This is a genomic window from Inquilinus limosus (assembly GCF_002195995.1).
Lineage (GTDB): Bacteria > Pseudomonadota > Alphaproteobacteria > DSM-16000 > Inquilinaceae > Inquilinus > Inquilinus limosus_C.
This window is the reverse complement of sequence record NZ_NHON01000147.1, coordinates 1-10,594: the sequence shown is the minus strand read 5'-3', so window position 1 is coordinate 10,594 and position 10,594 is coordinate 1. Positions and strand designations below refer to the sequence as shown.

Genomic DNA, 10,594 nt, shown 5'->3' with positions numbered 1-10,594 from the left:
GATCATGTCAGGCGCACCGATGGCCTCTCGTGCAAGTAGGCCCTTTTCAGAATTCCCAGAGCCGTCATTGCGAGCGCAGCGAAGCAATCCAGGGGCCGGTGCGCACCGGCCCCTGGATTGCTTCGTCGGCTGCGCCTCCTCGCAATGACGGCGAGGAATGAGGGCGTGAAATGGCCGCAAGCGGGAGAGGCAACGCAAGGAGCGTGATTCTACGTCGACGTCACCCGCCCCAGGCCGCTCTCACTCCACCGCGCGGTCGCCGCCCAGCAGGCGGATCGAGCTGGCCTGCGGCCCCATCGGGCCTTCGCCGGTGGCCAGGGTCAGGTGCACCATGGTGCCGACCGCCAGCTCGTCGAAGCGGCCATCGATCACGGCGTTGCGGGTGAAGTACAGGCTGCCGGCCTGCTTGGCCTCGACGAAGCCGTAATTCTGCTCGGGGTACAGGCGGCTGATCGTGCCGGTCTCGCCCGCCGCCTCATGCGCCTTGACCTCGCCCTGGATGATGCGGGCGGCCTCGTCCAGCTTGCGCTCGACCACGTCGAAGCTGCGGTTGACGACCGCGGCGTGATCGCGCGGGCTGCGCCGCTCCTCCACGTCCTTGACCACGATCAGGGGCTTGCCCGGGATCTCGGCCTCGACCGAGATGCCGAGCGGCGGCCGCGCGCCCTGGGCGCTGCGATGGGGGGCTTCGATGACCACGCGGCAGCCGACCAGCTTGGGGTAGAGGCGGTCGAGCCGGCCGACGCGGTCGCGCACGATCGCCTTCATCGCCTCCGATCCTTCGATGTTCTTGAACGAGAGCTGCAACGGCTTCTGCATGTCGGGCCTCCATCGCGTCCGTCGGTCCGAGGGGCTGTCGCCCTCCCCTTGCGAACCCCTTCGGGGGGCCGGGAGTTCCCCGCTGTTTCGGGCGATGGAGAACCTTGCGGTCAGGCCGCGGCCGGCCAGCGCCAGGCCAGGATGAAGCAGGCCGCCGCCACCGCGCCGGTCACCGTCCGCACATGGTTCCAGAGGTTCCAGTCCGGGACGTAGCGGGCCCAGATGGCGGCGCCCTCGGCGCTGGTCGGGTCGACCGCGGCCAGGGCATTGTTCAGCGGCACGTTGCCCGTCATCGTCACCACGATGTTGCCGGCGATGTAGATCACGGCGCCGATCACCACCAGGATCGGGTGGGGACCGGCCCAGCCGAACAGGGCGGCGACGGCGACAATCGCGCACAGCACCGCCGTGCCCATGAAGACCATCATGAACAGCGGGTTGATCACCACAATGTTGATCGACTGCATCGCGGCGATGCCCTGCGGCGCCGGCAGGCGGGCCAGGGCGCTCATCACGAAGGTCGAGAAGGCGAAGAAGATGCCGCCGGCCAGGCCGGAACCCAGCGCCGACAGGAAGACCAGGACCGAGACCACGCGTTCGCCCATCGTCAGCTCTCCATCGTCGGGGCTGCCGGTCAGCCGGCCCAGACGCCGGATGCGCCGGTGTCGCGCGGCTTGCGCACTTGCATCGCACTCGCCGGCGAGGCCATGATCCTCTCCGAATGTGAGTATTTATCACTTTCTTAAAAGTGATAAACACTCACATTCGCTGCGTCAAGCGGATTTGCAGAGGATCGATCCATGGCCGCCGCCAGCCCCGCCGCTCCCCCCGCCGCCGACCCGGGCGGCCCGCTGCGCCGGGCGCCGAGCCAGCGCCGCAGCCGCGAGCGGGTGGAGCGGATCCTGGCGGTGGCGACCGGGCTGATCGCGGCCCAGGGCAGCGACGCGCTGCGCATGGCCGAGGTGGCGGCGAAGGCGGAGATCTCGATCGGCTCGCTGTACCAGTACTTCCCGGACAAGGCGGCGGTGATCCGGGCCCTGGCCGAGCGCTACAACGCCGAGGGGCGGGCCTGCATCGAGGAGGGGCTGCGCGGCGTGCGCGACGCCGCCGGGCTGCGCCGGGCCTTCGGCGCGCTGATCGACACCTATTACGGCCTGTTCCTGGCCGAGCCGGTGATGCGCGACATCTGGTCGGGGCTGCAGGCCGACAAGGGGCTGCGCGAGATCGACCTCGAGGACAGCCGGATCAACGGCAGGGTGCTGGCGGCGACGCTGGCCCGGATCGATCCGGCCGCCGACCCGGCGGATCTGTCGACCCGCGCCCTGCTGGTGATGCAGCTCGGCGAGGCGACGATGCGGCTGGCGATCTCGGTCGACCGTGCGGAGGGTGACGCGCTGGTCGAGGCCTATAAGCGCATGGCGCTGCGCGAGCTGGCGCCGGAATAGGAAACCCCGGAATGATCATCGAGACCGCCGAGCGGCTGTCGCCGGCCGACATCGTCGATTGCGACTTCTCCTTCGACATCCGTAGCGAGCTGGTCGCGCCCTATCGCGACCCGGTCGGGGACGCGCGGCCGGTCGAGCCGTACCGCAAGGCCTATGCGTTCGACGCCGACGACTTCGCCGAGATCGGCGCCGACCGGCTGCTGGCCGTGGCGCGGGAGGGCGGCCGGCTGCGCGGCTACATCCTGGTGTCGGAGAGCTGGAACGGCTACGCGTCGGTCGACGATCTCGCGGTCGACCGGGCGGCCCGCGGATCCGGCCTGGGGGCTCGGCTGATGGACCGGGCGGTGCAATGGGCGCGCGAGCGGGACCTGCCCGGCATCCGGCTGGAGACCCAGTCGAACAATGTCGCGGCCTGCCGCTTCTACCGGCGCTATGGCTTCGTGCTGGGCGGTTACGACGAGCACCAGTACCGCACCTTCCCGGCGCTGCGGGCCGAGGTGGCCCTGTTCTGGTACCTGATGTTTCCGACGGACCCCTAGGTCCGGGAGGCTGGTGCGGGCGGTCGGGGTCGAACCGACACTCTGTCACCAGAACTGGATTTTGAGTCCAGCGCGTCTGCCAATTCCGCCACGCCCGCGCGGGGCCGCATCATAGGCAGCGCCCGACTCCCGTCAACGAAATTGCAAGGGCCCGGGGTCGGGCAGGGCGCCGGTCCCCGGCGCGGCGCCGACGGTGAAGGGGCGGCCGCGCTCGGCCGACCACCAGGTCACGATCAGATGCGGCGCCAGGGCCGCGATCAGGATCGCCTGCTGCGGCTCGCTCTCGACGAAATGGGTGCAGCCGATCCGGGTCGCCGTCTCGGCCTTGTAGCGGGCGACCAAGGCGGGGCCGGACAGGCTGTCGGGGCGGCATTCCAGCGCCATCCCGCCATGGCCGTGGCTGGCCAGCCATTCCGCGGTCCGCGCCCGCTCCGATTCCGGCCGGCCGGTGATCACCGCGGCCCGGTCGTCGCGGAAGAAGGGCAGGGCGGGCTCCACCTCGCCGTCGCCATCCGCCAGCACGCCGTCGACCTCCATCCCGACAAAGGGCTGCTCGGTCCGGCGATCGGGGCCGTGCCCGGCGGCGCGATGGGCCCGGCCGTCCGGCGTCGCCTCGCCACGCTCCCAGGGGAAGCGCCACAGCTCGCGCATCGGATGCGACAGGTCGGGGGTGAAGTCGCTGTGCTCCGGGTCGTGCACCACGGCCAGGGTCAGGCAGGCACGGCCCTCGGCGACCAGCATGCCGCGCACCGTCCGCAGGGTGCCGCCGGTGCTGCAGCCGTCGTCGACCAGCAGCACGCGCTTGCCTGACGGCGGCGGGCCGATCCACTCGCCCCGCGCGGCGGCCCGGTCATAGGCGATGGTCGCCAGCGGCAGGGCCAGGATGGTCGCGGCCATGGTCGCCGGCACCACCCCGCCCCGGGCGATGCCGGCCACGACGTCCGGCCGCCACGCGGCGGCGCGGTCCAGCAGGGCGGCCAGCATGCGCTCGGTCTGGTCGTAGCCGAGGAAGACCGGCTTGCGGTCGGGGTCGAGGCCTTTCCACGACGACAGGGAACGATCCATCATCTTGCGCGGGGTTGCGGTGCCGATGAGGATGAGATGGCGCGTGCCGGAGCGGCGGCCAAATCGAGTTTGGCTACGGCTGAAACGGTGAAAAGCCGATAGGATTCAAGGCTTATGCCGGCAGCGCTTAACCTGCCTGGCCGGTGGTCGGAAGGGCCAGCCCGGTCTTCACCGCGTCGAACACGAAATGGGTGTCGAAGCGCTTGATGTTCGGGTCGGTCATGAACAGCCGGTCGACCGCCTCGCGGCCGGCCCGCATGCCGGTGACGGCGACGATCACCAGATAGTCGCGGCTGCCGGCAAGGTCGTAGCATTGCTGCACCTCCGGCGCCGCGCGCATCCGGTCCTTGAAGGCGCGGTGCAGGTCGACCGATTCCTTCTCCAGCATCACGAACACCGCGGCCAGCACCACGCTGTCCAGGCGCCCGGAATCGAGCACCGCGACCTGCCGCAGCAGCAGCCCGTCGGCGCGGTAGCGGGCGATCCGGCGCTGCACCGCGCTGGGCGACAGGCCGACGGTGTCGCCCAGCTCCTCCAGCGTCCGGCCGCTATCGGCCTGCAGCAGCGCCAGCAGCTTGTGGTCGAGGCGGTCGAGGACGGGGGCGGGCTTGGGGCTCATGCAAGAATTTTGCGCGGCGGCGCAGGAGATTTCAACAACAGCCGGAGCGGCGCCGGCTAGAGTCGCGACAGCTCAACCGGGAGACGACCCATGGACGCGCAGGCCGCCCCTTCTTCGACCCTGCCCCTCACGCCGCAGCAGATTCTCGCCGCCCGCGCCGCGATCGACCCGGTGTTTCTCGATTCGCCGGTGATGTCGCATGGCGCGCTGGACGCGGCGCTGGGCTGCGCCTGCCTGCTGAAGGTCGAGACGCTGAACCCGATCCGTTCCTTCAAGGGGCGCGGCACCGAGGCGGTGATGGCGGCGCTGGACCCGCGGCCGGCGGCGGTGGTCGCCACCTCCAGCGGCAATTTCGGCCAGGGGCTGGCGCGGGCCGCGGCCCGGCGCGGCATCGCCGCCACCATCCTGGCGCCTTCCTGGGCCAACCCGCTGAAGCTGGAGGCGATGCGCCGCCTCGGCGCCACGGTGCGGCTGGCCGACCCCGAGGAGGGCTCCGGCAAGGACCTGGCCCGCCGGATCGCGGCGGAGAGCGGGGCGCTGTTCGTCGAGGATGGCGGCCACCCGATCATCTCCGCCGGCGCCGGCGTGATCGCGCAGGAGCTGACGGTCGCCGGCCATGAGGTCGACGACATCGTCGTGCAGATCGGCGACGGCGCGCTGGCGACCGGCATCGGCTCCTGGTTCAAGGCGCATGCGCCGCGGGTGCGGATCGTCGGCGTGGTGGCGCGCGGGGCGCCGGCCATGGCCCAGTCCTTCGCCGCGGGCCGCGCCATCGACACGCCGGACACCGACACCATCGCCGACGGCATGGCGATCGCCCGGCCGGTGCCCTCGGCCGTGGCCCAGCTGCGCGCCTGCGTCGACGAGATCCTGCTGGTCGATGACGGCGCCATCCTCGACGCGGCGCGGCTGCTGCTGCGCGGCGCCGGGGTGGCGGCCGAGCCTTCCGCCGCCGCCGGCCTGGCCGCGATCATGACGAATCGCGACCGCTTCGCCGGCCGGCGGGTGGCGACGGTGATCACCGGCAGCAACTTCAGCGAGGCCTTCCAGGCCCGGCTGCTGGAGCCCGCCGGCAAGGCCTGAGCCGCCCCCTCACCCGAAATCGCCGGGGCGATTTCGACCTCTCCCCAAGGAGAGGTGAAAGGGCGACGGCTCATATTCCCTCTCCTCGGGGAGAGCTACGGCATTCACACATCGATCGTTGAGACCCGATGGCGGGGCAACGAGCTGATTGCCTCTCCCGCTTGCGGGAGAGGTCGGACATCCGAAGGATGTCCGGGTGAGGGGATTGCGGCCTCACCGAAAGCACGGCTTTGCCAGGAGCGGGTGCATGATCCGTCCGGTCCTGAAACGCTGGTCATGGTGTCGCGACCGAGCCACCCTCACCCGGTCTCGCTGCGCGAGTCCGACCTCTCCCGCAAGCGGGAGAGGCAATCTGTCTGTACCCCCGCCATCCGGTCCAACAATGCGTAGACGCCATAGTTGGGGAGAGGGAGAGGCCCGACGCCGAAGGCGGCGGGAGGGTGGGGGGGAACGCCAGCGCATCCGGAGCAGAACAGGCCTGCCGGGCTCGCGACATTTGGGCGCTAGGCGGCGCACCACCCGCGCGGCATGATCCGCGCCATGTTGCGCCGCCTCGACCTCCTCTCCTGGCTCACGGCCGCCCTGGGCGTCGTCGTGCTGGGCACCGTCCTCGCCTCGCAGTATCTCGGCGGGCTGCAGCCCTGCGAGCTCTGCCTGTACCAGCGCTGGCCGTGGGGCGCGGCCATCGTGCTCGGCCTGCTGGCGGCGGTGATTCGCCCGGCCCGGCGCGTCCTGGTGCTGCTGGCCGGGCTGGTGATCCTGCTCGGCGGCCTGCTGGCGGTCTATCACGCCGGGGTCGAGTACGGCTGGTTCCCGGGCTTCACCTCCTGCACCAGCGCCATCTCCGCCGGCGGCAGCGTCGCCACCCTGCGCGACCAGCTGCTGAACGCCCCGGTGGTGCGCTGCGACGTGCCGGGCTTCGTCCTGTTCGGGATCTCGATGGCGGGGTATAACGCCATCCTGTCGGTGATCGCGGGCCTGGTCCTGCTGGTCGCCGGCCTGCGTTCAGGCAGCACGAGGGCCGCATGACCGTCTCCCGCCGCCGCGCCCTGCCGGGCGACCTTCCCCGGCGCGAGCGGATCGCCCGGATGATCCGGGTCGACCATGCCGGGGAATACGGCGCCAAGCGGATCTATGAGGGCCAGCTCGCGGTGCTCGGCCGCGGCCCCAAGGGCCCGGTGATCGAGCATATGGCCGAGCAGGAGCGCGAGCATCTCGACACCTTCGACCGGATGGTGGCGGAGCGTGGCGTGCGCCCGACGCTGCTGCACCCGCTGTGGCATGTCGGCGCCTTCGCCATGGGCGCGGCGACGGCCCTGCTGGGCGACCGCGCGGCCATGGCCTGCACGGTGGCGGTCGAGGAGGTGATCGACGATCACTACGCCCGCCAGGCCGAGGCGCTGGGCGGGGACGAGCCGGAGCTGAAGGCGGTGATCGAGCGCTTCCGGGCGGAGGAACTGGAGCATCGCGACATCGGCCTGGAGCACGAGGCCGAGCAGGCGCCGGGCTACCGCCTGCTGTCCGGTGCGGTGAAGGCGGCGACGCGCACCGCGATCTGGCTGTCCGAGCGGGTGTGACGATGCGGCTGCCCGCCTTCGTCGCCGCTGCAACGGCGCTGCTGGCCGCGTCCGGCGCCCGGGCCGAGGATGTTGGCTGCGTCAACACCGCCTTCAAGCTGATCGGCCCGGACCACAAGGTCTGCGTCGAGGCCTTCACCGACCCCGACATCCCGGGCGTGGCCTGCTATCTCAGCCAGGCCCGCACCGGCGGCGTCTCCGGCTGGCTCGGCCTGGCCGAGGATCCGTCGCGCTTCGCCCTCGCCTGCCGCCAGGTCGGCCCGATCACCCTGCCGGACCGCATCGACCGGCAGAAGGAGGTGTTCGACAGCTCGACCTCGATCCTGTTCAAGGAGACGCAGGTGGTGCGGATGTACGACCGGCCGCGCAACACGCTGGTCTACCTGTCCTACTCGACCAAGCTGGTCGACGGCTCGCCGATGAACAGCGTCGCGGCGGTTCCCGTCATGCCGTGGGGCAACTGAGCCGATCGAGCGCGCTCAGTGCTCCAACTCGGTGTCCCAGTACAGAAAGTCGCGCCAGCTCTGGTGCAGAAAATTGGGCGGAAACGCCCGCCCATTCTCCTGCAGCTCATAGGTCGTGGGCTGTTGCGGCGGCGTCAAAGGGTGCATGCCGCAATGGTCGGGCATCTGGTGCCCCTTGCGCAGATTGCAGACCGAGCAGGCCGCGACCACGTTGGTCCAGCTGGTGCGCCCACCGCGGGCCCGCGGCACCACATGGTCGAAGGTCAGCTCCTGCGACGGCAGGCGCTCGCCGCAATACTGGCAGCTGAACCGGTCGCGCAGGAACACGTTGAACCGTGTGAAGGCCGGCCGCCGCGCCGAGGGGATGTACTCCTTCAGCGAGATCACGCTGGGCAGCCGCATCTCGAAGGACGGGCTGCGGACCACCCTGTCGTATTCGGCGATGATGTTCACGCGGTCGAGGAAGACCGCCTTGATCGCCTCGTACCAGGGCCATAGGGACAGCGGGAAGTAGCTCAACGGACGGAAGTCGGCGTTGAGGACGAGAGCCGGGCAACTGTCGGGTGGGGCAGACACCATCCCACTCCTTCGCCTTTATCTCTTTCCGCGGACCCTCCGCGGATGCGTCATGCATATACGGAGAAACCCGCTTGACGCAATATCCTGCGCCCAAAGGGCAGGAAATGTCACGATCTCGTCACGCCGCTTCGCTGACCGCCTGGGGCAGGTGCCGGCGCAGCATGTCCAGGCCGGCGACCAGCCCTTCCGGATCGATGCCGTGGGCAAGGCCGGGCCGGGCCAGGGTCTCGACCTCCACCCCGGCGCCGCGCAGCGCCTGGGACGCCGCGGCCATGGCGGCGAAGGGCACCACCCCGTCATCCTCGCCATGCACCAGCAGCACCGGCGGGCGCGAGGCGATGTCCTGCGCCAGGGTCGGGGCGCCGAGCAGGGCACCGGAATAGCCGACCACCGCGGCGCAGGGCCGCGGCCGCCGCAGGGCGGTGTAGAGCGAGGTCATGGTGCCCTGGCTGAAGCCGACCAGCGCCAGGTCGGCATCGGTCAGGCCGCGCTCGGCCAGCGCCTGGTCGAGGAAGCCGTTGACGATCGGCAGCGCGGCCTGCAGCCCGGCCTCCATCGCCGCGGGCGTCCGGTCCTGCAGGCTGAACCATTGCCGGCCGAACGGCGCCATGTCGCAGGGCTCGGGCCCGTCCGGCGCCAGGAACTCGGCCTCGGGCAGGTAGCGGGCCCAGTGCGGCGCCAGGCCGATCAGGTCCTGCCCGTCGGCGCCGACACCGTGCAGCAGGACGATCAGGGCCTTGGGTGCGCGGCCGCTGGCCGGGGCGAGGCGGGGACCGAAGAGGGGCGTGGTCGTATCCATGCGCCATCTGTCCCGGCGCTGCCGTCTCTTGTCAACCGCGGCCGGGGTTCCCTACTGCTGTGCCATGACCGTCGTCACCCGCTTCGCGCCCAGCCCGACCGGCTTCCTGCATCTCGGCCACGCCCATTCGGCCCTGGCCGGCTGGCGCCGCGCGCGCGAGGCGGGCGGCCGCTTCCTGCTGCGGATCGAGGACATCGACCAGACCCGCTGCCGGCCGGTGTTCGAGGACGCGATCCTCGAGGATCTGGCCTGGCTCGGTCTCGACTGGGACGGCCCGGTGCGGCGCCAGTCGGAGCATTGGGACGACTATCGCGCCGCCCTGGCGGTGCTGGAGGGGCAGGGGCTGATCTATCCCTGCTTCTGCACCCGGCGCGAGATCCAGGCCGAGATCGCGGCGATGCAGAGCGCGCCGCATGGCAGCGCGCCGCATGGCCCGGCGGACACGCCCGACGGGTCGCCGCTCTACCCCGGCACCTGCCGCCGCCTGTCGCCGCGGGAGCGGGCCGACCGGCTGGCCGAGGGCCGGGCCTACGCGCTGCGGCTCGACATGGCCGAAGCGATGCGCCGGGCCGGGCGGCTGAGCTGGGCGGACGAGCTGGCCGGCGAGCAGGTTGCACGACCCGAGCGGCTGGGCGATGTCGTGCTGGCGCGCAAGGAGACGCCGACCAGCTACCACCTGGCGGTGACGGTGGATGACGAGATCCAGGGCGTCACCACGGTGACCCGCGGGCTCGACCTGTTCGAGGCGACGCATGTCCACCGGCTGCTGCAGGCGCTGCTGGGGTATCGCGTGCCGGTGTGGCGCCATCACGCCCTGCTGACCGACGCGGCCGGCCGGCGCCTGGCCAAGCGCAGCGACGCGGCCGCGATCCGCGCCTTCCGGGCGGAGGGCCGCTCTGCAGCAGAGGTGCGGGCGTTGGCCGGGTTTCCGGACTAGGATCGGCCACGGGATGAATCGAACCTGGAGCCGAGATGACCGCCGCCCCCACCATCCGCTTCGTCCGACCGGCCGATTTCGACCAGTGGCTGCCGCTGTGGGACGGCTACAACGAATTCTACGGCCGGGTCGGCGAGACCGCGCTGCCCGCCGAGATCACCCGGGCCACCTGGGCGCGGTTCTTCGATGCCTATGAGCCGGTGCACGCGCTGGTGGCGGAGGTCGACGGCCAGCTCCTGGGCCTGACCCACTACCTGTTCCACCGCAACACCACCATGCTGGGCCCGACCTGCTACCTGCAGGACCTGTTCACCAGCGCGGCGGCGCGCGGCCGGGGCATCGGCAAGGCGCTGATCGAGGGCGTGTACGCGCAGGCCCGGGCCGCCGGCGTCGGCCGTGTCTACTGGCAGACGCACGAGACCAACCAGACCGCGATGCGGCTGTACGACCAGGTGGCCGATCGCTCCGGCTTCGTCGTCTATCGCGGGCGGCTGTAGCGCCCCGGCCATCCCACTGTGTCATCCTCGGGCTTGACCCACGAGTGTCCGGTTGAGTTTTTGTGGACAAGGCGCATGGCGTTGATTCAGCTGGATCTCGAACGTCTGGCAACGTTTCGGGACAGCAGAAGGCAACGCCATGCAGCACAAGAATAGCGTGTTCCACGATCT

At 70.9% G+C, this 10,594-nt stretch carries 14 protein-coding genes and 1 tRNA gene; 8 read left to right on the top strand and 7 right to left on the bottom strand.

The features are described from left to right. Window positions 1-240: 240 nt before the first annotated feature. Both BWR60_RS34185 and BWR60_RS34180 read right to left on the bottom strand, forming a co-directional pair. Entirely contained in the window at window positions 241-819 is a 579-nt protein-coding gene (locus tag BWR60_RS34185) for an HPF/RaiA family ribosome-associated protein (RefSeq protein ID WP_088157503.1), read from the bottom strand. 110 nt (window positions 820-929) lie between these two features. Next, a complete protein-coding gene (locus BWR60_RS34180; protein WP_088157501.1) occupies window positions 930-1,424 on the bottom strand; it encodes a DUF1772 domain-containing protein in 495 nt (164 codons plus the stop codon). Between the two features lie 195 nt (window positions 1,425-1,619). Between BWR60_RS34180 and BWR60_RS34175 the strand changes: the two genes are divergently transcribed. Beyond that, a complete protein-coding gene (locus BWR60_RS34175; RefSeq protein ID WP_088157500.1) occupies window positions 1,620-2,264 on the top strand; it encodes a TetR/AcrR family transcriptional regulator in 645 nt (214 codons plus the stop codon). An 11-nt stretch (window positions 2,265-2,275) separates the two neighbouring features. Beyond that, window positions 2,276-2,803, top strand: coding sequence for a GNAT family N-acetyltransferase (locus BWR60_RS34170; RefSeq protein ID WP_088157498.1), 528 nt, complete (start codon window positions 2,276-2,278; stop codon window positions 2,801-2,803). Window positions 2,804-2,814: 11 nt separating this feature from the next. On the opposite strand, the gene BWR60_RS34165 is transcribed toward BWR60_RS34170, so the two are convergent. The 3 genes from BWR60_RS34165 to BWR60_RS34155 all read right to left on the bottom strand — a co-directional run bounded on the left by BWR60_RS34165 (window position 2,815) and on the right by BWR60_RS34155 (window position 4,487). Further along, window positions 2,815-2,901 (bottom strand) — tRNA-Leu (locus BWR60_RS34165). Between the two features lie 34 nt (window positions 2,902-2,935). Beyond that, complete coding sequence (locus BWR60_RS34160) at window positions 2,936-3,871, bottom strand: phosphoribosyltransferase (RefSeq protein ID WP_088157496.1); 936 nt, start codon at window positions 3,869-3,871, stop codon at window positions 2,936-2,938. A gap of 124 nt (window positions 3,872-3,995) precedes the next feature. Next, complete coding sequence (locus tag BWR60_RS34155; protein WP_088157494.1) at window positions 3,996-4,487, bottom strand: Lrp/AsnC family transcriptional regulator; 492 nt, start codon at window positions 4,485-4,487, stop codon at window positions 3,996-3,998. Between the two features lie 90 nt (window positions 4,488-4,577). On the opposite strand from BWR60_RS34155, the gene BWR60_RS34150 reads away from it, so the two are divergent. The 4 genes from BWR60_RS34150 to BWR60_RS34135 all read left to right on the top strand — a co-directional run bounded on the left by BWR60_RS34150 (window position 4,578) and on the right by BWR60_RS34135 (window position 7,611). Further along, window positions 4,578-5,570: a threonine ammonia-lyase gene (locus BWR60_RS34150; protein ID WP_088157492.1), complete on the top strand. Its 993-nt coding sequence runs from the start codon at window positions 4,578-4,580 to the stop codon at window positions 5,568-5,570. A 540-nt stretch (window positions 5,571-6,110) separates the two neighbouring features. Continuing rightward, on the top strand, window positions 6,111-6,599 hold the full coding sequence (locus tag BWR60_RS34145; protein WP_218823812.1) for a disulfide bond formation protein B: 489 nt from the start codon (window positions 6,111-6,113) through the stop codon (window positions 6,597-6,599). Beyond that, window positions 6,596-7,147, top strand: a complete 552-nt coding sequence (locus BWR60_RS34140; RefSeq protein WP_088157488.1) for a demethoxyubiquinone hydroxylase family protein — start codon at window positions 6,596-6,598, stop codon at window positions 7,145-7,147. Before BWR60_RS34145 ends, BWR60_RS34140 begins: the two co-directional genes overlap by 4 nt. Before the next feature lie 2 nt (window positions 7,148-7,149). Then, the gene (locus BWR60_RS34135) at window positions 7,150-7,611 is read left to right on the top strand and encodes a CreA family protein (RefSeq protein WP_088157486.1); all 462 of its coding nucleotides are present in this window, start codon (window positions 7,150-7,152) and stop codon (window positions 7,609-7,611) included. Window positions 7,612-7,626: 15 nt separating this feature from the next. Here the strand turns inward: BWR60_RS34135 and BWR60_RS34130 are convergent, their stop codons facing one another. Both BWR60_RS34130 and BWR60_RS34125 read right to left on the bottom strand, forming a co-directional pair. After that, on the bottom strand, window positions 7,627-8,190 hold the full coding sequence (locus BWR60_RS34130; RefSeq protein ID WP_088157484.1) for an HNH endonuclease: 564 nt from the start codon (window positions 8,188-8,190) through the stop codon (window positions 7,627-7,629). Window positions 8,191-8,308: 118 nt separating this feature from the next. Beyond that, window positions 8,309-8,989 carry an alpha/beta hydrolase gene (locus tag BWR60_RS34125; protein ID WP_088157482.1) on the bottom strand — a complete coding sequence of 227 codons (681 nt, stop codon included), beginning with the start codon at window positions 8,987-8,989 and terminating at the stop codon, window positions 8,309-8,311. 64 nt (window positions 8,990-9,053) lie between these two features. On the opposite strand from BWR60_RS34125, the gene gluQRS reads away from it, so the two are divergent. Then, the gene (gene gluQRS / locus BWR60_RS34120) at window positions 9,054-9,926 is read left to right on the top strand and encodes a tRNA glutamyl-Q(34) synthetase GluQRS (protein WP_088157480.1); all 873 of its coding nucleotides are present in this window, start codon (window positions 9,054-9,056) and stop codon (window positions 9,924-9,926) included. 35 nt (window positions 9,927-9,961) lie between these two features. After that, a complete protein-coding gene (locus tag BWR60_RS34115) occupies window positions 9,962-10,423 on the top strand; it encodes a GNAT family N-acetyltransferase (RefSeq protein WP_088157478.1) in 462 nt (153 codons plus the stop codon). The last annotated feature ends 171 nt before the right edge of the window (window positions 10,424-10,594 follow it).

Bases quoted from the DNA above. Each gene is read 5' to 3' on its own strand.
- BWR60_RS34115 (WP_088157478.1), top strand. From the start codon at position 9,962: ATGACCGCCGCCCCCACCATCCGCTTCGTCCGACCGGCCGATTTCGAC.
- BWR60_RS34160 (WP_088157496.1), bottom strand. From the start codon at position 3,871: ATGATGGATCGTTCCCTGTCGTCGTGGAAAGGCCTCGACCCCGACCGC.
- BWR60_RS34170 (WP_088157498.1), top strand. From the start codon at position 2,276: ATGATCATCGAGACCGCCGAGCGGCTGTCGCCGGCCGACATCGTCGAT.
- BWR60_RS34130 (WP_088157484.1), bottom strand. From the start codon at position 8,190: ATGGTGTCTGCCCCACCCGACAGTTGCCCGGCTCTCGTCCTCAACGCC.
- BWR60_RS34155 (WP_088157494.1), bottom strand. From the start codon at position 4,487: ATGAGCCCCAAGCCCGCCCCCGTCCTCGACCGCCTCGACCACAAGCTG.
- BWR60_RS34125 (WP_088157482.1), bottom strand. From the start codon at position 8,989: ATGGATACGACCACGCCCCTCTTCGGTCCCCGCCTCGCCCCGGCCAGC.
- BWR60_RS34180 (WP_088157501.1), bottom strand. From the start codon at position 1,424: ATGGGCGAACGCGTGGTCTCGGTCCTGGTCTTCCTGTCGGCGCTGGGT.
- gluQRS (WP_088157480.1), top strand. From the start codon at position 9,054: ATGACCGTCGTCACCCGCTTCGCGCCCAGCCCGACCGGCTTCCTGCAT.
- BWR60_RS34140 (WP_088157488.1), top strand. From the start codon at position 6,596: ATGACCGTCTCCCGCCGCCGCGCCCTGCCGGGCGACCTTCCCCGGCGC.
- BWR60_RS34145 (WP_218823812.1), top strand. From the start codon at position 6,111: ATGTTGCGCCGCCTCGACCTCCTCTCCTGGCTCACGGCCGCCCTGGGC.
- BWR60_RS34185 (WP_088157503.1), bottom strand. From the start codon at position 819: ATGCAGAAGCCGTTGCAGCTCTCGTTCAAGAACATCGAAGGATCGGAG.
- BWR60_RS34150 (WP_088157492.1), top strand. From the start codon at position 4,578: ATGGACGCGCAGGCCGCCCCTTCTTCGACCCTGCCCCTCACGCCGCAG.
- BWR60_RS34135 (WP_088157486.1), top strand. From the start codon at position 7,150: ATGCGGCTGCCCGCCTTCGTCGCCGCTGCAACGGCGCTGCTGGCCGCG.
- BWR60_RS34175 (WP_088157500.1), top strand. From the start codon at position 1,620: ATGGCCGCCGCCAGCCCCGCCGCTCCCCCCGCCGCCGACCCGGGCGGC.